Source organism: Kitasatospora sp. NPDC096128, assembly GCF_040303105.1.
Lineage (GTDB): Bacteria > Actinomycetota > Actinomycetes > Streptomycetales > Streptomycetaceae > Kitasatospora.
Genome location: NZ_JBEOSP010000008.1, coordinates 184,389 through 209,484, shown reverse-complemented (window position 1 = coordinate 209,484; position 25,096 = coordinate 184,389). Strand labels below are relative to the sequence as shown.

The window sequence follows — 25,096 nt, the reverse complement described above, 5'->3', positions numbered from 1 at the left end:
CGCCGACTCCGTTGACGGCCTGCCCGGGTTCAGCCTATGCAACCCGGGAGGGGGTGGCGCACATTCCGACCCCGGCGAACGGACCCCTCGTCACTTCCGTTCCGTGCGCAGGTCCAGCCCGCGGAGCACCTGGTCGACCAGCTCCGGGTCGGCGCCGAGCTCGCTGCGGGCGGCGAGCATCTCGCGCCGGGAGGCGGCGATCATCTCCTGCTCGACGTCCCGGGCGGCCCGCCACTGGTCGATCCGCAGCTTCGCCTCGGCGGCCTCCTCCTCGGCGTAGTTCTCCGGGCAGAGCCGGGCCAGCCGGTCGTGCTGACGGTCCCGCAGCCGGTCGGCGACCTCCGCGGGCAGCTTGTCCTGTTCCTCCAGTTCGCCGAGCCGCTTGAGCCCGGCCTTGGCCGCGCGCCACCACAGCTGACGCACGGCCTGCTCGTGCGCGTCCTGGTCGATGTCCAGTTGGAGCCGCTTGGCCAGCCAGGGCAGGGTCAGGCCCTGGACCAGCAGGGTGAACAGCACCACGCTGAACGCGATGAACACCAGTCGTCCGCGCTCCGGGAAGTCGGCGCCGGAGTGCAGGGTGAGCGGGATGGCCAGGGCCAGGGCGACGGTGGCCACCCCGCGCATGCCGGACCACCAGAGGACCACGCTCTCCTTCCAGCTGAACGGGGTGTCCTCCTCGTCGCCCTTGCGCAGCCGCTTCGACAGCCAGCCGGCCGGCAGCAGCCAGAGCAGCCGGACCGCCACCACGACCGCGATGACCACGACGGCGTCGCCCAGGAAGCCGGTCCAGCCGCGGCCGGCCTCCTTGAGCACGGTGGCCAGCTCCAGGCCGATCAGGCCGAAGGCGACACCGGTGATCAGGATCTCGACCACCTCCCAGAAGGCGTTGCCGACCAGCCGGTAGGAGACGGCGTCGGCGTCGGAGGCCCGCTCGGCGAGGTAGAGCGCGCAGACCACCACGGCGAGCACGCCGGAGCCGTGGATCTCCTCGGCGACGGTGTAGGCGGCGAAGGGCACCAGCAGGTTGAGCGCGACCTGCTGGGTCGGGTCGTCCAGGCGCTCGGCGAGTTTGGCGTTCACCCAGCCGAGCACCACGCCGACGACCACCGCGAGCACCGCGGAGAGCACGAAGCGCAGCACGGCGTGGCCGACCGAGAAGTCGCCGCTGACCACGGCCTCGATGGCGAGCGAGTAGATGACGATCGCGGTGACGTCGTTGAACAGGCCCTCGCTCTCCAGGATCGCCACCAGCCGGCGGGGCAGGCCGACGCTGCCGGCCACCGCCACGGCGGCCACCGGGTCGGGCGGGGAGACCAGCGCGCCGACCGCGATCGCGGCAGCCAGCGGCAGCGCGGGCAGCAGCCAGTGCACGGCGCCGGCCACCGCGATCGTGGTGACCACCACCAGGGCGACGGCCAGCAGCAGGATCGAGCGGACGTTGGCCTTGAAGTAGCGGACGGTGGAGCGCCGGGCGACGGCGAAGATCAGTGGCGGCAGGACCAGCGGGAGGATCAGCTCGGGCTCGATCTTGACGTCCGGGATCTGCGGGACGATCGCCATGACGATGCCGAGCAGGGTCATCAGGACCGGTTGCGGCACGCCCGTCTTTCGGGCGAGTGGCATGGTCACCACGGAGGCGAGCAGCACCAGGAAGAACAGGGGCAGCTGGCCCACGGGGAGGTTCCTCTCGACGGCTGGGCAACGACGGGCGGCGGAGCCGCGGCGGATCGCCGGGCTACCGGCGGCCGGACGGGCCACGACGGATGCCGGGGCCGCGGCGGACGGCTGAGCGCCGCCCAGGATAAATCTGACAATGCGCCCATCGGTGGGGACACGCCGGACGAACGCTTGACCTCAAGCGCACTTCACGTTCGATGATCGGGGAGTTCGAGCAGCGAATCGGCGAGAGGAGCCCCCATGAAGGCGGTCACCGTACCGAGGTCCGGCGGTCCGGAGGTCCTGCGGGTCACCGAGGTGGCGGACCCCGAGCCCGCGGCGGGCGAGGTCCGGGTGCGGGTGTACGCCGCCGCGGTCCAGCCGGTGGACCTCGCGATCCGGGAGGGCTTCCGCCCGCCGGGACTGGTGGCCGAGGAGCCGTTCGTCCTCGGCAACGAGTTCGCCGGGGTGGTGGACCGGATCGGGCCGGGCGTCGACCGCTGGCGGGCCGGTGACGAGGTGCTGGGCTTCCGGATGCTGGGCTGCCAGGCCGAGCTGGTCGCGGTGGAGGCCGACCAGCTGGTGGCCAAGCCCGCCGGGATGCCCTGGGAGCAGGCCGGCGCGCTCTCCGCCTCCGGCCAGACCGCGCACGTGGCGCTCGACCTGCTCGGGGTCGGCCCCGGCGACACCGTGCTGGTGCACGGCGCCAGCGGCGGGGTCGGCACCGTCGCCGTCCAGCTCGCCCAGTCCCTGGGCGCCACCGTGATCGGCACCGCGAGCGAGCGCAACCACGACTACCTGCGCGAGCTCGGCGCGGTCCCGGTCGCGTACGGGGAGGGGCTGGTCGAGCGGGTCCGCGCGGTCGCGCCGCAGGGGGTGGACGCGGCCTTCGACGCGGCCGGGCGGGGCGCGCTGGCGGCCTCCGTCGAACTGGTCGCCGACCGGGGCCGGATCGGCACCGTGGTCGACTACCCGGAGGCCGAGCGGCTGGGCGTCCGGGGGCTGCGGGCGCCGCGCACCGCCGGGCGGCTGGCCGAGCTGGTCCGGCTGTGGGAGGCCGGCGGGCTGCGGATGGAGATCGCCGAGACGCTGCCGCTGGAGAAGGCCGCCGAGGCGCACCGGCTGGTCGGGACCGGGCACGTCCGCGGCAAGGTGGTGCTGACCGCCTGACCGTCTGGGCACCTGACCGTCTGAGCGCCTGGGCGCCTCCGGGCCGATTGTGTGTTTCGGCCGCTGACCAGGTAATGTTCTCCACGTCAGCAGGCGCCGCTAGCTCAGTTGGTTAGAGCAGCTGACTCTTAATCAGCGGGTCCGGGGTTCGAGTCCCTGGCGGCGCACAGACAGCCGAGAGGCCCCTTGCGAGAGCAAGGGGCCTCTCGGCGTTTCCGCCCGCCCGCGCCCGCGTCCACCGGTGGCAGGAAAGGTGGGAAACAGGTCATTGCTGCCATCACGGGCCGGTGACAGGCTGGCCGCATGAGAGCGCGCAGCGTGGTCGTCGTCCTCTACGACGGCGTGCAGAGCCTGGACGTCACCGGCCCCCTGGAGGTGTTCGCCGCGGGAGGCGCGGCCGCCGGGCGGCCGGGCGCGTACCGGGTGATCACGGCCTCCCCCGGCGGTCGGCCGGTGCGCAGCGCCAGCGGGTTGCGGCTGCTGCCGGACGCCGACCTGGCCGACGTCGGGCCGGCGCACACCCTGCTGGTCCCTGGCGGGGAGGGCTTCGAGGACCCGGACGCCGCCCTGGTGGCGCGGATCCGGGAGCTGGCCGGCCTGGCCGAGCGGGTGGTGTCGGTGTGCACCGGGGCCTTCCTGCTCGCCGAGGCCGGGCTGCTGTCCGGGCGCCGGGCGACCACCCACTGGGCCTACTGCGCGGAGCTGGCCCGCCGATTCCCGGACGTGGCGGTCGACCCTGATCCGATCCACGTCCGGGACGGGCGCCTCGCCACCTCGGCCGGGGTCACCGCCGGGATCGACCTGGCGCTGGCCCTGGTCGAGGAGGACCTCGGCCGGGACGCCGCACTGCTGATCGCCCGTCACCTGGTGGTCTTCCTTCGCCGGCCGGGCAACCAGGCCCAGTTCAGCACCCAGCTGGCCGCCCAGGTGGCGGCCCGGCAGCCGCTGCGCGAGGTCCAGCGGTGGATCGCCGAGCACCCCGAGGCGGACCTGTCGGTCGAGGCGCTGGCCGCCCGGTCGGCGCTGTCCCCGCGGCACTTCGCCCGGGCCTTCGCCGCCGAGGTGGGGGTGCCCCCGGGCCGGTACGTGGACGGGGTCCGGCTGGAGGCCGCCCGCCGGCGGCTGGAGGACACGGACGACGGCATCGAGGGGATCGCGCGCTCCTGCGGCTACGGCACCCCGGAGGCGATGCGGCGCGCCTTCGTCCGGACCCTGGCCGTCCCGCCCGCCGAGTACCGCCGCCGCTTCCGCACCCGACCGGACGACCCACCGCCCGTCGGTCCACCGCCCGTTGCTCCGCCGTCCGCTGCTCCACAGTCCGTCGGTCCACAGTCCGTCGGTCCACTGCCCGTTGGAGGTCACTGATGCGCATCGCGATCCTGCTCTACCCCGAGTTCACCAGCCTGGACGTGGTCGGCCCGTACGAGGTGCTGTCCCGGATCCCCGGCGCCGAGGTGGTGTTCACCGCCGCGGAGCGCGGCCCGGTCCGCAACGACCTGGCCGGCCTGGCGCTGACCGCGGACGCCCTCCTCGACGAGGTGGACTCGGCCGATCTGCTGCTGGTGCCCGGCGGGCCCGGGACGGAGGCGCAACTGACGGACGAGGCGGTGCTCGACTGGGTGCGGCGGGTGGACGCGACCACCACCTGGACCACCTCGGTCTGCTCGGGCTCGCTGATCCTGGGCGCCGCCGGGCTGCTCCGCGGCCGCCGGGCCACCACCCACTGGGGCGTGCTGGACCGGCTGACCCGGTTCGGGGCGGAGCCCACCGGCACCGAGCGGACCGTGGTCGACGGGAAGTACGCGACCGCGGCCGGGGTCTCGGCCGGGATCGACCTCGCGCTCACCCTGACCGGCCTGATCGCCGGGGACGAGACCGCGCAGGCGATCCAGCTGCTCATCGAGTACGACCCGCAGCCGCCGTACACCGCGGGCGCCCTGGCGAAGGCCTCCCCCGCGGTGGTGGAGGGGGCGAAGCGGCTGCTGGTGCCCTGACCGGGCCGGGCCGTGCTGCGGGGTCCGCGTGCCGCGGTCCCCGCAGTCGGCGGCCGGGTCAGCGGCCGAAGTAGGCGTCGAAGTTCTTGGAGAACTCCTGGCCGCCGAACCGGTCCCAGTTGACCGACCAGGTCATCAGCCCGGCCAGGTTCGGCTGGGCGCCCGAACGCGGCACGTACGCACCGCAGTTGGCCTGCTTGGTGAGGCAGTCCAGAGCCTTGTCCACCTCGGCCGGGGCGACGTAGCCGTTGCCCGCATTGGTGGTGGCCGGCATGCCGATGGCGACCTTCGAGGCGGGCAGCGGCGGGAACACGTTGTTCGCGTTGCCCGCGACCGGGAAGCCGTTGAGCAGCAGGTCGGTCATCGCGACGTGGAAGTCGGCGCCGCCCATCGAGTGGTACTGGTTGTCCAGGCCCATGATCGAGCCGGAGTTGTAGTCCTGGACGTGCAGCAGGGTGAGGTCGTCGCGCAGTGCGTGGATCACCGGCAGGTACGCCCCGGCCCGCGGGTCCTGACCGCCCCAGGGGCCGGATCCGTAGTACTGGTAGCCGAGTTGGACGAAGAAGGTCTCCGGCGCCATGGTCAGCACGAAGCCCGGGCCGTACTTGGCCTTGAGGGTCTTCAGCGCCGAGATCAGGTTGACGATGACCGCGCTCTTCGGGTTCTTGAAGTCGGTGTCGCCGGTGTCGAGGGAGAGCGAGTGGCCCTCGAAGTCGATGTCCAGGCCGTCCAGGCCCCACTTGTCGATGATCGCCGAGACCGAGCTGACGAAGGTGTCCCGGGCGGCGGTGGTGGTCAGCTGGACCTGGCCGTTCTGGCCGCCGATCGAGATCAGCACCTTCTTGCCCTGGGCGCGCTTGGCGGCGATGGCGGCCTTGAAGTCGGCGTCGGACTCGACGGTCGGGCAGTCGGTGGCCGAGCAGCGGTTGAAGCGGATGTCGCCGGAGGTCGGGGAGGTGGGTTCGCCGAAGGAGAGGTCGATGATGTCCCAGGAGCTGGGGACGTCGGCCATCCGGGTGTAGCCGGCGCCGTTGGCGAAGCTGGCGTGCAGGTAGCCGACCAGGGTGTGGCTGCCGGCGGGGGTGCCGGTGGGCGTTCCCGTAGGCGTTCCGGTGGGCGTTCCGCTGGGGGTGCCCGTCGGGGTCCCGGTCGGCGTCGGGGTCGACGTCGGGGTGGGCGTGGGCGTCGGGCTGGGGGCGCCCGGGCCGTCCAGCGAGATGTCGTCCGCGTAGTAGGTGCCCTGCCCGTACCACCCGTGGGTGTACACGGTGGCGGTGGTCTGGGCGGCGCCCGTGGTGAAGCCGACGCTGAGCTTCTGGTACGCCCCGCCGGTGCCGGGCGTCCAGGTGCTGGGGCCGCCGCCGTCGACGCCCAGGTAGACGTAGGAGCCGTTGACCCAGGCGCTGAGCGTGTAGGTGGTGTTGGGCGCGACGGCGACGGTCTGGGCGCACTGGGCGGTGTCGCCCGCGGTGGCCGCGGCGGCGAGCGCGTAGCTCCCGCTGTGCACCGGGGAGGTGACCACGCCGCCGGAGCCGCCGGAGCAGTTCCACGGGCCGAGCGCGCCGGATTCGAAGCCGCCGTTGACCAGGAACTCGCCGGCCGAGGCGGCGGGCGCCAGGCCCAGGGTGACGCCGACCAGGGTGGCCGCGGCGACGGCGGAGGCGGTGCCGGCCGCGAGGCCGTTTCTCAGGTTTCTGCGCATGGGGGTGCTCCTGCGGTGGCGCGGTCGTGGGGGACGTCCGAGGGCACGCCGGAGCACGCGCCAGTGGGGGGAACGGCCCGGCCTGGCACCCAAGTTGGACTAGACCACTGAAGTGGATCCGCCAGTGCGCTGTCAATGGTCCAGACCGGTACGGGAGGGTCGTCTCCGGTTGCCGGGGGTGACACCCCGTCGAAGGATGGAGGAGTGACCCCGCCCGGCTACCTCCGCCACCCCCACCTGCACGGCGGCCTGCTCACCTTCACCGCCGAGGACGACGTCTGGATCGCCCCGCTGGACGCCGGGGCCGCCGCCACCGGCCGGGCCTGGCGGGTCGGCTGCGACCGCACCCGGGTCAGCCATCCCCGCTTCTCCCCCGACGGCGCCACCCTCGCCTGGACCAGCTGGCTCGGCCTGACCCCCGAGGTGTGGACCGCCCCGGTCGAGGGCGGCGAGACCCGCCGGCTCAGCTACTGGGGCAGCCAGGACACCCGGGTGCGCGGCTGGCTGCCGGACGGCGAGGTGCTGGCCGTCACCTCCTTCCACGAGCCCTTCGGCCACTACACCTGGGCGCACGCCCTGCCGCCCGACGGCTCCCCCGGCCGCCGGATGCCCTGGGGCCCGGTCGGCGACGCCCAGCTCAGCCGGACCCGGACCGTCCTGCTCACCGGCGCCGCCCCGCACGAGCCCGCCGCCTGGAAGCGCTACCGCGGCGGCGCGATCGGCCGGCTCTGGGTGGACGGCGAGCTGATCCTCCCCGGGCACACCGGCCACCTCGCCTCCCCCATGCCGGTCGGCGAGCCCCCCGACGACCGGATCGCCTTCCTCTCCGACCACGAGGGCGTCGGCAACCTCTACTCCTGCCGCCCCGACGGCAGCGACCTGCGGCGGCACACCGACCACGCCTCCTACTACGCCCGCGAGGCCGCCACCGACGGCACCCGGATCGTCTACCAGCACGCCGGCGACCTCTGGCTGCTGGACGGCCTGGACGCCCCCGCCCCGCACCGGCTGCACGTGCCGCTCGGCGGCGCCCGGGCCGGCCGCCGCCCGTACCAGGTCGGCGCCGCCTCCCAGGTCAAGGACCTCGCCTGCGACCAGACCGGCCGGGCCGGGGTGATCACCGTGCGCGGCAGCCAGTACTGGCTCACCCACAAGGACGGCCCGGCCCGCGCGCTCGCCGACACCCCCGGGGTGCGCACCCGGCTGCCGGTGGTGCTCGGGCACACCGGGGAGGCGGCCTGGATCACCGACGCCGAGGGCGCCGACGCGATCGAGGTGATGCCGCTGCCGGGCCACGAGGAGACCGACAGGCACCGCCACCGGGTGCTCGCCGCCGGCCGGCTCGGCCGGGTCCTGGAGCTCACCGCCGCCCCCGACGGCACCCGGCTCGCCGCCACCACCTCGGACGGGCGGCTGCTGCTGGTCTCCGCCGAGGACGGCGGGGTGCGCGAACTGGCCGCCTCCGACCACGGGCCGATCGCCGGCGCCCGGTTCTCCCCCGACTCGCACTGGATCGCCTGGTCCCAGCCGGCCGCCGGGCGCTCGCTGCGCCGGATCCGGCTCACCCGCACCGACGCGCCCGCGGCGACCACCGACGTCACCGACGGCCGGTTCGAGGACGAGCAGCCGGTGTTCACCCGGGACGGCCGCTACCTGGCCTTCCTGTCCTGGCGCGGCTTCGACCCCGTCCACGACGTGCACACCGGCGACCTCTCCTTCCCGGTCGGCTGCCGCCCGTACCTCGTCCCGCTCACCGCCGACACCCCCTCCCCGTTCGCGGCCCCCGCCGAGGACGGCGCCCCGCGCGGGGACGGCGGCGGCGACGGCACCGTCCGGGTCGACCCGGTGGGCATCGGCGAGCGGCTGCTCCAGTTCCCGGTGATCGCCTCCAAGTACTCGGCGACCGACGCGGTGCGCGGCGGCCTGGTCTGGCTGCGCTGGCCGATCTCCGGCACCCTCGGGCAGACCTTCGCCAACCCCGACGACACCTCCGGCCGCCCCTCGCTGGAGCACTTCGACCTGGCCCGGGGCACCCGCAGCACGCTGGTCGACAAGCTGGACGGCTACGCGGTCTCCGGGGACGGCGGCTCGATCGCGGTCTACTCGGCCGGGACCCTGCGGGTGGTCCCGGTCGCCGCCCCCTCCGCCGGGACCAGCGTCGACCTGCGCCGGATCACCCACACCGTGCACCCGGCCGCCGAGTGGCGCCAGGCGTACCACGAGGCGGCCCGGATCGTCCGGGACCAGTTCTGGGACGAGCGGATGTCCGGCCTGGACTGGCCCGCGCTGGTCGCCCAGTACGAGCCGCTGCTGGAACGGGTCTGCTCACCCGACGACTTCGCCGACCTGCTGCGCGAACTCCTCGGCGAGCTCGGCACCTCGCACGCCTACGTCACCCCCTCCCGGCGCGCCGAGGGCCCCACCCTCGCCCAGCAGCCGCTCGGCCTGCTCGCCGCCAACGCCCACCGCTCCCCCGACGGCCGCTGGCTGGTCGACCGGGTGCTGCCCGGCGAGTCCTCCGACCCGCGCGCCCGCGCCCCGCTGGCCGCCCGGGGCGTCCGGGACGGCGACGAGCTGCTGGAGGTCGCCGGCCGCCCGGTGGACCCGGTGCGCGGCCCGCTGCCGCTGCTGGCCGGCACCGGCGGCACCACCGTCGAACTCGCCCTGCGCAGCGGCCCGGACGGCCCGGTGCGGCGGATCACCGTCACCCCGCTGACCGACGAACGGGCCGTCCGCTACCAGGACTGGGTGACCAAACGCCGTTCCCTGGTACGGGAGTTCAGCGACGGCCGGTGCGGCTACCTGCACATCCCGGACCTCGGCGGATCCGGCTGGGCGCAGTTCAACCGCGACCTGCGACGCGAACTGGACAAGCCCGCGCTGGTCCTCGACGTACGCGGCAACGCCGGCGGCAACGTCTCCGAACTCGTCCTGGAGAAGCTCACCCGGCACGTCCTCGCCTGGGACTTCAGCCGCGACCGCCAGCCCGTCCGCTGGCCCCGGCACGCGCTGCGCGGCCCGCTGGTGGCACTCGCGGACGAGGCGACCAGCTCGGACGGGGACGTGATCATCGCGGCGATCAAGCTGCTCGGCCTCGGCCCGGTGATCGGCAGCCGCACCTGGGGCGGCGTGGTCGGGATGACCGGGCGGCACACCCTGGGCGACGGCACCCAGATCTCGGTGCCGAAGAACGCCTCCTGGTTCAGCGGCGGGCTCGGCTGGTCGGTGGAGAACCGGGGCGTCGAGCCGGACGTGCACGTGCTGCGCGCCCCGCAGGACTGGGCGCGGGGGCGCCACCCGGAGCTGGTCGCCGCCGTCCAGCTGGCCCTGGAGCTGCTGGAGGACGCCCCGGCCGCCGCGCCCCCGCCGGAGTCAACGCCCCGGCCGGACCTGCGGCGCCCGCCGCTGCCGCCGCGGGCGCCGTGACGGCCTCGGGCCCCGGCCTCGGACCTCAGTCCCAGGGGTCGCCCTCGGCCGTCATGTTCTCGGCGGCCCGCCGGTCGGCCTCCTCCTGGGCGGCCGTCCGCTCCTGCGTCTCCCTGGTCCGCTCGATGTCGTCGCTGTACGCGTCGGCGGCCTCGTCGTGCGCGAGCGCGGCGCGCTCGGCGGCCTCCGGGCCGGTGGCCTCGTGCCCCCTGTGGAAGATCCTGTCGAGGATGCCCATCACTCCTCCTCCGAACGGATTACCGGGCTGCCCCCACTCTCACACCGGGCTCCGGCACCCGCACGTTGAGCCTTTGGTCCCGGCCCGACGCGCCCAAGGGCCGTAGCCGGGCGGTTCCGAACGGGCGGAGGGTGGCGGTGTGAGGAACTCGACCGAGGAACTGCACGACGGACCGCGCCGCCGGGTCGGCGCCCTGGCCGCGCTGGACGGACGGCTGCCCGGCACCCACGACCTGCTGCTGATGCAGTGCCCGAGTTCGCTGCGCCCGCTGGTGGGCGGCGAGCTGCCGGACTGGGCGCGGACAGTGCTGCGGGCGCACCCGTGGGTCACCGTCGGCCGGGCGCCCTCGCCGGTCGGCGCCCCGGCGGACGTCCCGCACCCGCAGCGCTGCACCCGGGACCGGGAGGCCGCGCCCGAGCACTGGACCCCGGTGACCGTGCGCGGCCCGCGCCCCGGGCAGCGGCTGGACGCGCTGGCCCCCTGGGCCGCGGTGGCCCGGGTCCTGCGGCCCGAGCAGCTGGCCGGCCGGCTGGAGCGGCTGGCCCCGGAGCGGGTCGCCGGGATCCCGGCGCTGGCCCTGCTGCCGGAGGTCGGCCGGCTGGTCGCGGACCACCGGCTCGCCTGGGGGCCGGTCGGCGCGGTCGGCTACGAACTGGGCACCGGCGTCCCGGTGGCCGGGCCGCTCAGCCCGCTGCGGCTGGTGCTGCGCACCCCGCACCCGGTCAGCCGGCGGGACGCGCTGCAGCTGCGGCGGGCGCTGAGCAAGCTGCCGGTCCCGGTGCAGGCCGAGCTGGAGACCCGCTACGGCGCGGTGCAGCTCGCCGAGTACGCGGCGCAGGTACACACCTTCACCCTGCTGACACCGTACGGGCCCCGCGAGGTCCACGATCCGTGGTTCCCCGGGGGCCCGCTCGCGTGAACCGGGGCCCGGTCAGCCGCTGACGCTGGGGGCGCCCGTCTCCAGGTGGCCGGTGAAGCGCTGCGACCAGCTGCTGTCGGCGTCCACGGTGACGGTGAAGTCGTACCAGCCGTTGTTGTAGGCGACCGCGTTGAAGAAGTCGCTGACGCTGCCGCCGGCCGGGACCTGGTACGTCCAGGGGCCGTCCGTGCGGTAGTTGGTGGAGGTGATGGTGAAGGTCATCGGCGCGCTGCCGGTGTTGGCCAGCTTGAAGTAGACGGCGAGCTTGCCGGTGCCCGGCTCCACCGCGTAGGAGGCGGTGGCCGCCGCGTTCTTGCCCGCCTTGGTGGCGTCGCCCTTGAAGCGGCGCAGGAAGCGGTTGGGGCCGACCACGGTGAGGTCGTACGGGCCGCCGCCGAAGCCGGTGCCGCAGTTGAAGAAGTCGCTGGTGCTGCCGCCCGGGTCGACGGTGTACTGCCAGGGGCCGCCGCTGCGGTAGGCGTTGGCGTAGGCCGCGAAGTGGGCGGACTTGGCGGCTGCGGTGCCCGTGTTCTCCATCTTGATCCAGACCTTCATCACCCCGGCGGAGCCGAACTCCAGGTGGTCGAGGTTGGCGTTGGGCTGGTAGGGCAGGGCCCGGGCCGGGCGGGTGCCGGGCTCCTGGGCGGGCAGCGCGTTGTTGGCGGGCGAGGGGTTGGGCAGCGGGCCGCAGGTGGACAGGCCGATGGTCTGCGAGGTGTCGGGCAGGCCGGGCATGCCGTAGACCGGGTTGGCGAAGTCGAAGACCGAGGTGAGGTCGCCGCAGACCTTCCGGCGCCAGGCACTGATGTTGGGGCTGGTGGCGGGCGTGCCGAGGGCGGCGGTCCACACCTCCAGGAAGCGCAGCACCGACGTGTGGTCGAAGGTCTCGGAGTTGACCCAGCCGCCGCGGGTCCACGGGGAGACGGCGATCAGCGGGACGCGGAAGCCGAGGCCGATGTTGGTGGAGTTGTAGAACTCGCCCGCGGTGCCGGCGGGCGCGGCCGGCGGCGGGACGTGGTCGAAGAAGCCGTCGTTCTCGTCGTAGTTGATCAGCAGGACGGTCGAGTTGAACACGTTGGGGTCCGCGTTCAGGGCGTCCATCACCATGTGGACGAAGTGCGCGCCGTCCTGCGGGGTGGCGTAGGGGTGCTCGGAGGACTGCTGGTCGGCGACGATCCAGGAGACCTGCGGCAGGGTGCCGTTCTGCACGTCGGCCCTGATCGCTGCGGCAATGTCGTCCGGGGTCCGGCCGGTGACGGCGGGGACGGAGCCCATGCCCTTGACGGCCAGCGGGCTGCCGGCCGCGGCGCCGGTGAACTGGCTGAAGTAGGCGAGGGCGTTGTCGCCGAAGTTGTCGTTGGCGTTCTGGTAGACCTTCCAGCTGACCCCGGCGGCCTCCAGCGCCTCGGCGTAGGTCTGCCAGCGCAGGTTGGACTCGGAGCCGCCGTCGTAGGCCGGGCCGCCGGCGGTGCCGGCCGGGTCGATCGTCCCGCTCCAGTGGTAGGTGCGGTTGGGGCCGGTCGCGCTCAGCACCGAGCAGTGGTACGCGTCGCAGACGGTCCAGTTGTCGGCCAGCGCGTAGTGGAACGGGATGTCTCCGCGCTGCAGGTAGCCGAGGGTGCGGACGGTGCCCTTGGCGGACACCCAGGAGTCCATCCTGCCGCCGTTCCAGGCCTTGTGCTGGTCGGACCAGGCGTGCGAGAGGTCGCCGTTGCACTGCGCCTGGGTCTCCGGGGAGCCGCTCGCGCCGGAGGGGTTGAAGGCCCACGGGTACTGGCGGGCGAACAGGCCGTTCGGCTGGTTGAAGACGCTGTTGCCGCCGGAGATCTGGATGGCGGCCCGGTCGGCGAAGCCGCGGACGCCCTTCAGGGTGCCGAAGTAGTGGTCGAAGCTGCGGTTCTCCTGCATCAGGATCACCACGTGCTGCACGTCGGTGATGGTGCCGGTGGTGCTGAGCGTGGTGCTGGAGGCGGCCGCGGCGTCCGCGGTGCCGGCGCCGGTGCCGGCCACCGCGAGGCCGGCCGCGGCGGCACCGGACAGCGTGACGAACTTTCTACGACTCAACTCGGCCATCAGCCCGGTCCGTCCCTTCACTGGCGATGTTGTGTGCACAACTCGGGGCCATCGATCGCGGAGCAGTCTCCACCTCGGCCGGAGCGGGCCACCAGATGCGCGCAGCAGGGTTGTCGGACTGTTCGTCCGGGTGTCACCGAACGACGCCGGGCTGAACGCCCGGCTGATGCCCCGGGGAGACCGCCTCCACCGGGGCGGACCGCGGCGCGGTCAGCGGTCCTTCACCTCGATGCCCAGCGCCTGGGCGAACTGCGGTGCCAGCTCAAGCAGTTGGGTGGTGCTGATGACCGCCCCGCGCAGCCCCTGGTGGCCGTCCGCCAGGCCGAGCCGGGCGGCCCCGCGCAGGTCCGTCTTGCTCAGCACGGCCCCGCGCAGCCGGACCTCCTCCAGCGTCGAGCCGGGGAAGGACACCCCGGTCAGCTTCGCCTCGCCGAAGTCCACGTCGCGCAGCAGGCAGTCCTCGAACACGACGTCCCGCAGCACGGCCGAACGCAGGTTGACCGCCTCCAGCTTGCAGCCGCGGAACACCACCCGGCGCAGCGCCGCCCCGTACCCGGCGACCCCGGCCAGCACCCCGCCGACGAAGGAGCTGTCCTGCCATTCGGTGTCGCTCAGGTCGCAGGCCACCCAGCGGCCGGCTTGCACCCAGACCTCGTTGAACCGGGCCTGGCGCAGCTTGACCCCGCTGAGCGCGACCCCGGTGAAGGCGCACTCCAGGAAGGCCGCCCCGGCGCCCGACTCGTCGGTGTGCGCGCCGCCGTCGAAGTGCGCGGTGTCGTACCGCTCGTCGCTGCGCAGCGGGCCGGTGTGCGGGCGCAGCAGCTCGGCGTACGGGAGGTCGGCGAGCTGCTCGGGGACGGGACGGGGCATGGCGGCGGCGCCTTTCGGAGCGGGGCGGACGGGTCTCGCCCGCATGCTCGCACGCGGCACCGACAGCCCGGCCCGCACACGCCCTCCGTACCCACCAGGCCCGCACGCGCCCTGCGGCGACGCACCGTACGCGCCCTCCGGCGACGCCCCGGCCCGGCCGCTGCGGACACGGCCGGGCCGGGGCGCTCACAGGTGGTGCCGGCGGGGGTTGTCGGCGGGGGTTGTCGGCAGTGCCGTCAGCCGCGCGCCCAGAGCGAGTTGACCCGGCTGCGCTCGGCGCCGTTCGGGTACGGGTTGGTGCAGGAGGTGCCGGGGCCGCCGCCCGACATCAGCTCGCTGCACGGGCCGGAGTAGTGGTCCGGCAGGCCGAGCACGTGCCCGGTCTCGTGGGCCGTCACCCGGAGCGAGTTGTACTGCCGGTTCTGCTGGTAGTCGAGGAAGACGTAGCCGCGCCCGTGCCCGTCGGTGCTGGCGTAGGAGCCGCGGCTGTCGTTGCCCTCGTAGTAGCGGAAGTCGGCGGCCGAACCGGCCCGCAGCTGGACGTTGCCGACCGAGCTGTTCCAGATCTGCGCGGCGCCGGCTATCTGGTTGCGGAAGGACGGGGCGGAGCTGGCGTCGTAGGTGACCACGACGGTGGCCAGGCCCGGGGCGGCGGCCTGCTTGGCCTTGGCGGAGGCCATCACGGCCTGGAAGAACGCCTGGTTGTTCGCCGTCTCCTCGGCCGAACCGGCGTACGTCGACGCGGTGTAGCCCTGGACCGCCGGGGCGGCCGGGGCGGCGGCGGCCGCGGTGGCGGGCAGGACGGCGAGACCCGCCGCGAGGGCGAGGCCGAGGGTCGCGGACAGCACGGATCGCTTCATGTGGGGGCTCCTGAAGGGGTCCTGGAGGTGTGGGGGACTCCGGGCCTGGTGCCGCGGCCGGGTTGGGGCCGGCTTGGGGGGACACCTGGCGACCGGGTGTCCCCAGAGCTTCGGGCAGCCCGGCGGCCCGGCGGATGATGTCAACCAGCGATAGCCCGGTCCAATATCCCCGGACCTCTCCGGATTCGAGCCGTCTTTTCCTTGTCTTGACCGAGCCATGCCCCTGGCATTCCGTTCCGGGGGCGGCTAGGCTCCGGGGCGGGGAAGTACCCATGCGGCGGGCCGCCCGTTTCCGGCCGGGCGGGCCGCCGCACCCGGTTCACCTGCCGGGCAGGTCAGTTGGCCGCCGCCACGCCGTTCGCCCAGAGCGAGTCGACCTGGGCGCTCTCGTTGGCGTCGGGGTGCGCATTGGTGCAGGACGTGCCGGGGCCGTGGCCCGACATCAGCTCACTGCACGGGCCGGAGTAGTCGTCGGGCAGGCCGAGCACATGCCCCGTTTCGTGGGCGACGATCCGGAGCGAGTAGTACTGCTGGGCCTGCTGGTGGTCGATGAAGATGTAGCCGTGCCCGTGCCCGTCGGTGCTGGCGTACGAGCCGTTCGGGTCGTCGCCCTCGTTGTACGAGAAGTCCCCGGTGCCGCCGCTCGCCTCCTGGAGCTGGACGTTGTGCACCGAGCTGTTCCAGATCTGCGCGGCGTTGGCGATGTCGCCGGCGAAGGAGGGTGCGTTGGTGGTGTCGTAGGTGACGGTGACGGCGGTCAGGCCGGGGGCGGCGGCCCGCTTGGCCTTCACGGCGGCCATCACGGCCTGGAAGAACGCCTGGTTGTTCGCGGTCTCCTCGGCCGAACCGGCGTAGGCCGCCCGGGCGGTGTGGGTCTGCGCGGCCGGGACGGACGGCGCGGCGGGCGCGGCGACGGCGGTGGCGGGCAGGGCCAGGGCGCCGGCGAGGGCCAGGCCCAGGGCTGCGGACAGCACGGATCGCTTCATGTGGGGGCTCCGAATTCGCGGCGCGCCGGCCCGCCGGGGCCGGTGGGGGCCGGCCGTGCGGCGGCGGCGCGCGGTGGGGGCCGTCCCGGCCGGGGCCGGGGCGGTGTGGTGCCCCCGAGCTTCGACCCGCCCGGGCCCGCCGCGGATGATGTCAACCGGCGATAGCCCGGCCGCATACGGGTGCCGGACCGGGACGAGCGGTCCTTCGGAGTGCCCTTGATTCCCTGTCATGTCCTTGGCGATGTGGCTCGGTGACGTCTATGCTCCCGTCGTGGAGCTCGACGTGAGACACCTCCGGGTGCTGTGCGCGATCGCCGACACCGGCAGCCTCCGCAAGGCCGCGCTCCAACTCGGCATGACCCAGCCCTCCCTCACCACCCAGCTGCACCGCATCGAACGGGCCATCGGCGGAACCCTGTTCACCCGCGAGCAGACCGGCAGCCGGCCCACCGCGCTCGGCCACTCGGTGCTGTCCCGGGCCCGGCCGGTGATCAGCGAGATGGCCGCCCTGGTCGCCGCCGCCCGCCAGGAGGCCCTGGACACCGCCGGGCCCGGCCGGCAGCGCCGGCTGCGGATCGGCAGCGTCGGCAGCCGGGCCGTCGCCGCCTGGCTGCGCCGGGTGCACGAGCGGCTGCCCGACACCGACACGACCATCCACGTCGACATCTCCGCCAGCGCGCTGCTGCGGATGGTCGCCGCCGACCAGCTGGACGTGGCCTTCGTGTACGAGAGCGAGGGCTTCCCGCTGCGGGTGCCGCCGGACGCCGAGCACCGGGTGCTGATGGCCCGCGAGCCGCAGTTCGTCGCGCTCGCCGCCGGGCACCCGGCCGCCGCCCGGCCGGTCGTCCACCTCGCCGACCTCGCCGAGGACACCTGGATGGTCGACCCGACCGCCGACCACGAGTACGCCGCGATGCGCCGGGTGTTCAGCGAGGCCGGGCTCAACCCCCGGGTGGTGCAGGTGCGGGACAACGCCACCGCCGCCGAGCTGGTCGCCTCCGGTGAGGCCGTCCGCCCCTGCCAGCCGACCTCGCTGCCCGGGCCGGGCACGGTGGTGCGCCCGGTGCACGGGGACCCACTGGCCGTCCGGCTGCTGTTCACCTGGCGCCCCCGGGTGCTCAGCCAGCCCGCTCTGGACGCGCTCTACGGCGAACTGCGCGCCGCCTACCTGGATCTGGCCAGGGTCAACCCGGCCTACCTGGCCTGGCTGGCCCGGCACGAGCCCGTCCTGCTGGAACGGGTCTAGCGCGCACCCTCCCTAGGCCCGCGCCCGGCTCTCCCGGCCCTCCCGGCTCTCCCGGCTCTCCCGGCTGTGGATCAGCACCCCGACAGCGACCATCAGCGCGCACACCAGGCCCGCCGCCAGCACCCCCGAGCCGCCCAGCGCGGTGCAGCCCAGCACCAGCACCGCCCCCAGCGGCGCGATCGCCTGCGCGACCAGCCCGCGCTTGGTGTGCCGGGAGTGCAGGTACCAGACGGTCACCAGGTAGAGCGCCGTCGGCACGGTGACCGTCGCGGTGGCGGCCGTCTCGGAGATCTCCGCCTTGTGCACGGCCGACTCCACCGCCACTTCCAGCCCGGCGCCGATCGCCGCCGCCGAGCCGAACACCAGGTAGTGCCCGTAACCCCACGCGAAGGCCTGCCGGTTGGAGCGCAGGTGGTCGTGGACCGGCCGGGCGAAGTAGATCCACCAGGCCGCGAAGCAGATCAGCAGCCCGCCGACCGCCACCGGCACCAGCCGGCCCAAGCCCTCGTGCTCGTCCACCGCCGACTGCACCGCCACCGTCGCGGCGGCCACCGTCTCGCCGAGCACGATCAGGGTGAACAGCCCGTACCGCTCGGCGATGTGGTGCGGGTGCCAGGAGGTCTGCATCCGCAGCTCGGCGACCACCGGCACGGCCAGCTCGCACAGCACCCCGATCGGGATGACCACCGGCCGGGCGGCGTCCGGCAGGAACAGCACCACCATCCAGAGGGCCTGGCAGATCGTGATCCCCGCCGCGTAGCGCAGCGCGACCCCGCGGGCCTCGCCCTGTTCGGCGGCCGCCGCGCGCAGCCACTGGGTGACCATCGCCAGGCGCATCACCACGTAGCCGGTGATCGCCAGGGTCAGGTCCTGGGTCGCGAACAGCCGCGGCACCCCGGCGGCCAGGATCAGCACCCCGGCGATCTGCACCAGGGTGGTGACCCGGTACGGCACGTCGTCGCAGTCGTACGCGGAGGCGAACCAGGTGAAATTCATCCAGGCCCACCAGATGGCGAAGAAGGCGATCGCGTAGCCGCGCAGGCCCTCGCCGTAGTGCCCGGCGGCGAGCGCGTGGGCGAGTTCGCGACCGGCCTGGCCGACCGCGACCACGAAGCAGAGGTCGAAGAAGAGTTCCAGCGGGGTGGCGACCCGGTGCGGCTCGGCGCGGTCGCGCGGGACCATCCGGCGCACCGGAGGCGGGTCGACGTGCTGCGCTCGGGGTGCCTCGGCGGCGTGCTCACTGGCCATCGGTGCTGCTCCGGGGGTCGGGAGGGGCGGACGCGGCCCGGGAGGGCCCGTCGTCCCGCGCATCCTGGCAGTGGCCGGGGCCCGACGCACGTACCGGCGCGGGCGCGTGCGCCGGTACGTGCGCCGGTACGGCAACTCCGTTCGAACCCGGGCACGATGCCCCCGTATGCCCCTTTTCTCCTTGCCGTCAGCGAGAGTTGACGCTCCGGTGCGCGAAGTGGGTGACAGCGCGGCGGGTTTCCGGGCGCGCCCCGCGCGCTGCGCCGCGAGCAGCCGGAACGCCGCTAGATTCGTCCCCGGTTGGAAGCGAGCACGGGCTCCTTGCGGAGCCCCACGACACGGGCGGCCTGCGGGCAACGCGGAAGGTCAAGGCCGGTGGCAGGACAGCGGGGGCGGCGAAGCCGACCCACCCGTGTCCGCGCCGCCGGCCTCGTGATCACCGCGCTGCTCGCCAGCGCCTCCCGTGCGGTCGCCCGCGCCGCCGCAGCGGCCGGGGTCACTTCTCCCAGCCGACCTTGGTGTAGTCCTCCTGGGCGAGGCCGAAGGCCCCGTAGTTGGCGAGCCCCTTGCGGGTCGCCACCACGGTCGGCCGCTGGTAGAGCTCGACGGTGTGGCCCAGCTCCCAGATCTTCGCGTCCGCCTGGTTGTAGAGCTTCGCGGCCTCCACCGGGTCGACCGTCCCGGCCGCCTTCTTCAGCAGGTCGTCGATCTCCTGGCTGCCCAGGCGGGACGGGTTCTGGAAGGAGTTGTCGCCCACCGGCAGACGGAAGTTGGCCAGGCTCTTGGAGTTCGGGAAGGAGTCGGTGTTGCGCCAGCTCGCGAGGTCGAACTTGCCCGGGGTCACGTACTTGGAGAAGAAGTCGTTGGCGGCCACCTTGTCCAGGTCGACCTTGACCCCGGCCGCCTGCCACATCGCCGCCGCCGCGGTGGCGAGGTCGAGCTGCGCCTGCGGGGTGCCGTCGCTGAGCACCCAGTGCAGTTCCAGCGGCTTCCCGTCCTTGGTCCGCGGCTGACCGCTGCCGGCCTCCTTCCAACCGGCGTCGTCCAGCCCCTTCTTGGCGGCGGCCAGGTCGAACGTGGCCCAGTCGCCGGAGTTGTCCTGGTAGCCGGCCTGGTTGGGCATGATGATGTGGTTGCCGAGCGGCTTGAACTCCACCGGCACCCCGTTGTTGGCGATCTTGATCAGCGCCGAGCGGTCGAGCGCCCTGCCGAGCGCCTGCCGGACCTTCTGGTCCGCCAGGGCGCCGTTGCCGCCGAAGGAGATGTGCACCTCGTCCCACGGGCTGGCGGCCCGGATCACGGTGTCCTTGGCGCTCTTGAGCTGCCCGTACGCGGCGGCGGTGCTGGCCGAGGCGAGGTCGATCTCGTTGTTGAGGTAGGCCTGGATGCTCGCCGACTTGTCCATCACCCGGAAGGTGATCTTGTCCAGCTTGGGCTTGGTCCCCCACCAGGCCGGGTCCGGGACCAGGCTGAGGGTCTGCGCGGTCTTGTCCGCCGTCCCGATCTTGAACGCGCCCGCGGTGACCGGGATCTTCTCCACCCAGCCCTTGTTGAAGTCGTCCGGAGTCGAGATGGCGGCCGCCGGGACCAGCGGGCGGAACAGGTTCTGCCAGTCCGCGTACGGCTGGGCGAAGGTGACCTTCACCTCGGTCGGGTCGGCACCCTGCTCGACCGCGGAGATCAGCTCGTACCCGGACGGGTCGGCGATGTTGTACGCCGGGTCCTTGCCGTTGCTGGTCTGCCAGTCCGCCTTGAAGTCCAGGTAGCTGAGCGGCTTGCCGTCCGACCACGTGGCCTTGGGGTTCAGCTTGTAGGTGACCACCTGCGGCGAGGTCGAGGTGACCTTGGCGTCCACCAGGTAGTTCGGGTTCGGCTGGAAGGTGCCGGAGGCGTCGGTGCCGAACAGCGTCGGCTCCAGGGCGCGGATGAGGTCCACCGTGTCGGTGTACGCACCGCCGTCCACCTGGAGCGGGTTCCACTGGGTGATCCACTGGTCCAGCTGGAAGCGCACCTCGCCGCCGTCCTTGACCTGGTCCAGCGGCTTGGCGTTGATGTCCTGGGAGTCCTGTCTCGGCGGCTCGCTCTTGGCCACGTTGTCGGCCGAGCCGCTCCCGCCCGAGGTGCACGCGGTGACCGCCAGGGCGACGGCGACGGCGAGGGCGGCCGTCCGGCCGAGGCGACGGGCCGTGCTGGAAGCGTCCATGAGAGTCCCCCTGGAGTCGATGGCAGGCGTCGGGCGCGTGCCACGGATCGGGTTTCGTGACACGAGTTGGGCCGTACGAGGCATGACCGGGCTTGAGCGTGGGCACTCAATCCGACACCGAGCCAGAGGAAGGTAACAGCGGATCAGATCCGCCACCAGGGGGAGGAGCGGACGCCTGATCAAAAAGTCACACAGGGCAATCCGGCCGCAACATCACGGCCGTACCCCGGTGCCACACTGCGACCTGCCGGTTCGCCAACTCCCGCTCTCTCCCTGCTGTCTGACGCCCTGACCGGGCCCCGACCGAAGGCCACCCGCCGATGCCCACCAGACGCGTCGCCCCCGCCCCCACCCCGGGCGGCCGCTGATGCTCCGCTACCTGTCGAAGCGGCTGAGCTACTACGCGGCGCTGCTGATCGCCGCCGTGTTCCTGGCCTACGCGATATCCGCGAGCGCCCTGCAGCCGCGCACCTACTTCGACGCCAAGGTGCCGCGCCCGTCCGCCGCCTCGGTCGAACGCCAGCTCACCGCGCTCAACCTGAACGACCGCACCCCGGTCGTCGAACGCTTCGGCCACTGGGCCGGCGGGCTGCTCCACGGCGACCTCGGCCGGACCATCCACGACACCCCGGTCACCGACGACTTCGGCCGCCGGGTCTGGGTCTCGCTGCGACTGCTGCTGATCGGCAGCCTGCTCGGCGCCGTCCTCGGCGTCGCCGCCGGGGCCTGGAGCGCCGTGCGCCAGTACCGGATCTCCGACCGGCTGCTCACCGTGGTCTCCTTCGTGCTGCTCTCCACCCCGGTCTTCCTGGTCGCGCTCTTCCTCAAGAACGGCGCGATCGCCGCCAAGGACGCGGCCGGCCACGAGGTCGTCCCCTTCACCGGCTACGAGACCCCCGGACTGTCCGGCGGCCTGGGCGCCCACCTCGCCGACTGGGCCCTGCACCTGCTGCTGCCCACCGTCTCGCTCGCCCTCGGCGGCCTCGCCACCTACAGCCGCTACCAGCGCGGCACCATGCTCGACGTGCTCGGCTCCGACTACCTGCGCACCGCCGAGGCCAAGGGCCTCACCCGACGCCGGGCCCTGCTCAAGCACGGACTGCGCACCGCCGTGATCCCCATGTCGACGATGTTCGCCTACAGCTTCCTGGGCATCTTCACCGGCGCGATCTTCACCGAGACGATCTTCGGCTGGCACGGCATGGGCGAGTGGCTGATCCAGTCGATCAACGAACAGGACGTCAACTCCGTGGTGGCGATCAACCTGTTCACCGCCGTCGTCGTCCTCGCCTCCGGCTTCCTGGCCGACACCCTGCACGCCGCCCTCGACCCGCGCGTGCGGTCCTGACCGGAGGTGAGCCGAGATGACCGTCGCCGCTGCCGCTGACACCCCGACCCCCGAGCCCGCCCCCGACCCCGCCTCCGCCCCGGCCCCCGCCGACCGGCTGCGGGCCGCCGGCCGGGGCCGGCTCGTCCTGGCCCGGCTGCTCGCCGCCCGCAGCGCCGTGGCCGGAGCCGTGCTGATCCTGCTGCTGTTCGTGCTCGCCTTCGGCGGCCCGTACCTGACGCCCTGGGACTACGCCGCCCCCGACTTCACCGCGCTGCACCAACCCCCCTCCGGCGCCCACTGGTTCGGCACCAACGGGGTCGGCCAGGACGTGTTCGCCCAGACCGTCCGCGGGCTGCAGAAATCGCTGATCATCGGCCTGCTGGTGGCGCTCTTCTCCACCGCGCTGGCCTCCCTGGTCGGCGCCTGCGCCGGCTACTTCGGCGGCTGGACCGACCGGGCGCTGATGTTCCTGGTCGACCTGATGCTGGTCTTCCCCAGCTTCCTGATCATCACCGTGGTCTCGCCCCGGCTGCGCAGCAGCGGCTGGATCGCCTTCGTGCTGCTGCTCGCCCTGTTCAACTGGATGATCACCGCCCGGGTGGTCCGCTCGATGACCGTCTCCCTGCGCGAGCGCGAATTCGTCCGCGCCGCACGGTTCATGGGCGTCCGGCCGCTGCGGATCATCAGCCGGCACATCCTGCCGAACGTCGCCTCCTTCCTCATCGTCGACGCCACCATTACGGTCGGCGGCGCGGTGATGAGCGAGACCGCGCTCTCCTACTTCGGCTTCGGCGTCCGGCCGCCGGACGTCTCGCTCGGCACCCTGCTCGCCGCCGGCACCTCCGAGGCCCCGGTGTTCCCCTGGATGTTCTACTTCGCGGCCGGACTGCTGGTGCTCTTCGTGCTCGCCGTCAACCTGGTCGGCGACGGGCTGCGCGACGCCCTCGACCCCACCGCCGGGAACTCACCACGCCGCACCCGCCGCCTTCGGAGGAAGCAGAAGTGACCACTGCCGTCGAGACCCCGCTGCTCGCCGTCCGGGACCTGCGGGTGGACTTCGCCGGCCCGGACGGACCGGTGCCCGCCGTGCGCGGGGTGGACCTCACCCTGCACCGCGGCGAGACCCTCGGCATCGTCGGCGAGTCCGGCTCCGGGAAGTCCGTCACGGCGCTGTCCGTGCTCGGGCTGCTGCCGGGCACCGCCCGGGTCGACGGCTCGGTGCGGCTGGACGGCCGGGAACTGGTCGGCCTGCCCGGGAAGGAACTCGCGGCGATCCGCGGCCGCCGGGTCGCCATGGTGTTCCAGGACCCGCTGTCCGCGTTCACCCCGGTCTACCGGATCGGCGACCAGATCGCCGAAGCCGTCCGGATCCACCAGCCGGTCGACCGGGCCACCGCCCGCCGCCGGGCCGCCGAACTCCTCGACCTGGTCGGCATCCCGACGCCCGACCGGGCCCTGGACAGCTTCCCCCACGAGTTCTCCGGCGGCATGCGCCAGCGGGCGATGATCGCCATGGCCATCGCCAACGAGCCCGACATCCTGCTCGCCGACGAACCCACCACCGCGCTGGACGTCACCATCCAGGCCCAGGTGCTCGACGTGCTGCGCACCGCCCGGGAGGAGACCGGCGCGGCCCTCGTCCTGGTCAGCCACGACCTCGGGGTGATCGCCGGGGCGGCCGACCGGGTCGCCGTGATGTACGCGGGCCGGGTCGTCGAGACCGCCGGGGTGGACGAGCTGTTCGCGGCCCCGCGCCACCCGTACACCCTCGGACTGATCGGCGCGCTGCCCCGGCTGGACGGACGCGGCGGCCCGCTGGTGCCGATCCCCGGCAGCCCGGCGCCGATGGCCGAACTGCCGCCGGGCTGCCCGTTCGCCGCGCGCTGCCCGCTCGCGGAGGAGCGCTGCTCGGCGGCGGAGCCCGAACTGACGGGCACTGAGGCCGGACCGGCGGGCCGGGAGGCCGGACCGATGGGCGGGGAGGCCGGACCGATGGACACGGACGGCCACCTGGCAGCGTGCGTGCGGTCCGCGGAGCTGGCCGAGCGGCGGCCCGCGCCGAGCGAGGTGTACCCGGTGCCGGAACTGCCGCCGGGGCCTGCCGCCGGGGACCGCTCCGGCCGGCCGCAGGTGCTCGCGGTGAGCGGGCTCGGGAAGACGTTCCCGCTGCTCAAGGGCACGGTGTTCAAGCGGAGGGTCGGCGAGGTCTACGCGGTGGACGGCGTCGACCTCGATCTCCGGGAGGGCGAGACCCTCGGCCTGGTCGGGGAGTCCGGCTCGGGCAAGTCCACCACCCTGTTCGAACTGCTCAGACTGGGCGCCCCGGAGACCGGCCGGATCGAGCTGCTCGGCCACGACACCGCCCGGCTGACCCGGGCCGAGGCCCAGCGGCTCCGGGCCGAACTGCAGATCGTCTTCCAGGACCCGATGGCCAGCCTCGACCCCCGGATGCCGATCGGCGACATCGTCGCCGAGCCGCTGCGCGCCCAGCACGCCCCGCGCGAGGAGATCGCCCGCCGGGTGCCCGAACTGCTCCGCCAGGTCGGCCTCGACCCGGACCACGCGGTCCGCTACCCGCACCAGTTCTCCGGCGGGCAGCGCCAGCGCGTCTCCATCGCCCGGGCGCTCGCCGTCCGGCCCAAGCTGCTGGTGCTGGACGAACCGGTCTCGGCCCTGGACGTCTCGATCCAGGCCGGGGTGCTCAACCTGCTGCAGTCGCTCAAGGCCGAACTCGGGCTGTCCTACCTGTTCGTCTCGCACGACCTCTCGGTGATCCGGCACCTCGCCGAGCGGGTCAGCGTGATGTACCTCGGGCGGACGGTCGAGCAGGGCGCGGTCGCCGACGTCTTCGACCGGCCCCGCCACCCGTACACCCGCGCCCTGCTCTCCGCCGTGCCGCTGCCGGACCCCGCCGCCGAGCGCGCCCGCGACCGCATCCTGCTGGCCGGGGACCCGCCCTCCCCCACCGAACGCCGCACCGGCTGCCCGTTCCGCACCCGCTGCCCGCTCTACGCCGGGCTCGCGGACGCGACGGCCCGGGCGCGCTGCGAGCAGCAGCGGCCGACCCTCGACGGCGACCGGGCGGGTGACCACCGGGCCGCCTGCCACCACCCGGGGTGACGGCGGCGTGGTCACTTGTGGTGATCGGCCGAATACGATTCGGCGGATGGGGCTG

General features: G+C 73.7%; 18 protein-coding genes and 1 tRNA gene. 10 read left to right on the top strand and 9 right to left on the bottom strand.

Annotation, left to right across the window (positions count from 1 at the left end):
* Positions 1-90: 90 nt before the first annotated feature.
* Positions 91-1,674 carry a Na+/H+ antiporter gene (locus tag ABTY61_RS12255; protein WP_350504872.1) on the bottom strand — a complete coding sequence of 528 codons (1,584 nt, stop codon included), beginning with the start codon at positions 1,672-1,674 and terminating at the stop codon, positions 91-93.
* 243 nt (positions 1,675-1,917) lie between these two features.
* On the opposite strand from ABTY61_RS12255, the gene ABTY61_RS12250 reads away from it, so the two are divergent.
* From ABTY61_RS12250 to ABTY61_RS12235, 4 genes are all read left to right on the top strand, one after another.
* Entirely contained in the window at positions 1,918-2,826 is a 909-nt protein-coding gene (locus ABTY61_RS12250; protein WP_350504871.1) for an NADP-dependent oxidoreductase, read from the top strand.
* A gap of 93 nt (positions 2,827-2,919) precedes the next feature.
* A tRNA-Lys gene (locus ABTY61_RS12245) sits at positions 2,920-2,993 on the top strand.
* A 136-nt stretch (positions 2,994-3,129) separates the two neighbouring features.
* Complete coding sequence (locus ABTY61_RS12240; RefSeq protein WP_350504870.1) at positions 3,130-4,191, top strand: GlxA family transcriptional regulator; 1,062 nt, start codon at positions 3,130-3,132, stop codon at positions 4,189-4,191.
* Entirely contained in the window at positions 4,191-4,820 is a 630-nt protein-coding gene (locus tag ABTY61_RS12235; RefSeq protein WP_350504869.1) for a DJ-1/PfpI family protein, read from the top strand. The genes ABTY61_RS12240 and ABTY61_RS12235 overlap by 1 nt, the downstream gene beginning before the upstream one ends.
* Positions 4,821-4,878: 58 nt before the next feature.
* Here the strand turns inward: ABTY61_RS12235 and ABTY61_RS12230 are convergent, their stop codons facing one another.
* Positions 4,879-6,522 (bottom strand): chitinase, encoded by a 1,644-nt coding sequence (locus ABTY61_RS12230; protein WP_350504868.1) that lies wholly within the window; start codon positions 6,520-6,522, stop codon positions 4,879-4,881.
* 204 nt (positions 6,523-6,726) lie between these two features.
* Between ABTY61_RS12230 and ABTY61_RS12225 the strand changes: the two genes are divergently transcribed.
* On the top strand, positions 6,727-9,948 hold the full coding sequence (locus tag ABTY61_RS12225) for a S41 family peptidase (RefSeq protein WP_350504867.1): 3,222 nt from the start codon (positions 6,727-6,729) through the stop codon (positions 9,946-9,948).
* 25 nt (positions 9,949-9,973) lie between these two features.
* Here ABTY61_RS12225 and ABTY61_RS12220 read toward each other — a convergent pair whose 3' ends face one another.
* Entirely contained in the window at positions 9,974-10,186 is a 213-nt protein-coding gene (locus ABTY61_RS12220) for a hypothetical protein (RefSeq protein WP_350504866.1), read from the bottom strand.
* A gap of 139 nt (positions 10,187-10,325) precedes the next feature.
* On the opposite strand from ABTY61_RS12220, the gene ABTY61_RS12215 reads away from it, so the two are divergent.
* Complete coding sequence (locus ABTY61_RS12215) at positions 10,326-11,105, top strand: phosphoribosyl-dephospho-CoA transferase MdcG domain-containing protein (RefSeq protein ID WP_350504865.1); 780 nt, start codon at positions 10,326-10,328, stop codon at positions 11,103-11,105.
* 12 nt (positions 11,106-11,117) lie between these two features.
* Here ABTY61_RS12215 and ABTY61_RS12210 read toward each other — a convergent pair whose 3' ends face one another.
* From ABTY61_RS12210 to snpA (ABTY61_RS12195), 4 genes are all read right to left on the bottom strand, one after another.
* Entirely contained in the window at positions 11,118-13,178 is a 2,061-nt protein-coding gene (locus tag ABTY61_RS12210) for a phosphocholine-specific phospholipase C (protein ID WP_350504864.1), read from the bottom strand.
* A gap of 210 nt (positions 13,179-13,388) precedes the next feature.
* Positions 13,389-14,048, bottom strand: coding sequence for a pentapeptide repeat-containing protein (locus ABTY61_RS12205; protein WP_350504863.1), 660 nt, complete (start codon positions 14,046-14,048; stop codon positions 13,389-13,391).
* Positions 14,049-14,284: 236 nt separating this feature from the next.
* Positions 14,285-14,908, bottom strand: a complete 624-nt coding sequence (snpA, locus tag ABTY61_RS12200) for a snapalysin (protein ID WP_350504862.1) — start codon at positions 14,906-14,908, stop codon at positions 14,285-14,287.
* A gap of 335 nt (positions 14,909-15,243) precedes the next feature.
* A complete protein-coding gene (snpA, locus tag ABTY61_RS12195; protein ID WP_350504861.1) occupies positions 15,244-15,894 on the bottom strand; it encodes a snapalysin in 651 nt (216 codons plus the stop codon).
* A 241-nt stretch (positions 15,895-16,135) separates the two neighbouring features.
* Here snpA (ABTY61_RS12195) and ABTY61_RS12190 point away from each other — a divergent pair, with 241 nt between their 5' ends.
* A complete protein-coding gene (locus tag ABTY61_RS12190; protein WP_502895281.1) occupies positions 16,136-17,140 on the top strand; it encodes a LysR family transcriptional regulator in 1,005 nt (334 codons plus the stop codon).
* A 12-nt stretch (positions 17,141-17,152) separates the two neighbouring features.
* On the opposite strand, the gene ABTY61_RS12185 is transcribed toward ABTY61_RS12190, so the two are convergent.
* Together ABTY61_RS12185 and ABTY61_RS12180 are read right to left on the bottom strand one after the other, a co-directional pair.
* Entirely contained in the window at positions 17,153-18,388 is a 1,236-nt protein-coding gene (locus ABTY61_RS12185) for a low temperature requirement protein A (protein ID WP_350504859.1), read from the bottom strand.
* Positions 18,389-18,884: 496 nt separating this feature from the next.
* On the bottom strand, positions 18,885-20,591 hold the full coding sequence (locus tag ABTY61_RS12180; RefSeq protein WP_350504858.1) for an ABC transporter family substrate-binding protein: 1,707 nt from the start codon (positions 20,589-20,591) through the stop codon (positions 18,885-18,887).
* A gap of 367 nt (positions 20,592-20,958) precedes the next feature.
* Here ABTY61_RS12180 and ABTY61_RS12175 point away from each other — a divergent pair, with 367 nt between their 5' ends.
* From ABTY61_RS12175 to ABTY61_RS12165, 3 genes are read left to right on the top strand one after another with little or no spacing between them, the layout of a single operon-like run.
* A complete protein-coding gene (locus ABTY61_RS12175) occupies positions 20,959-21,939 on the top strand; it encodes an ABC transporter permease (protein WP_350504857.1) in 981 nt (326 codons plus the stop codon).
* A 16-nt stretch (positions 21,940-21,955) separates the two neighbouring features.
* On the top strand, positions 21,956-22,927 hold the full coding sequence (locus tag ABTY61_RS12170; protein ID WP_350504856.1) for an ABC transporter permease: 972 nt from the start codon (positions 21,956-21,958) through the stop codon (positions 22,925-22,927).
* Positions 22,924-25,041 (top strand): ABC transporter ATP-binding protein, encoded by a 2,118-nt coding sequence (locus tag ABTY61_RS12165; RefSeq protein ID WP_350504855.1) that lies wholly within the window; start codon positions 22,924-22,926, stop codon positions 25,039-25,041. The genes ABTY61_RS12170 and ABTY61_RS12165 overlap by 4 nt, the downstream gene beginning before the upstream one ends.
* The last annotated feature ends 55 nt before the right edge of the window (positions 25,042-25,096 follow it).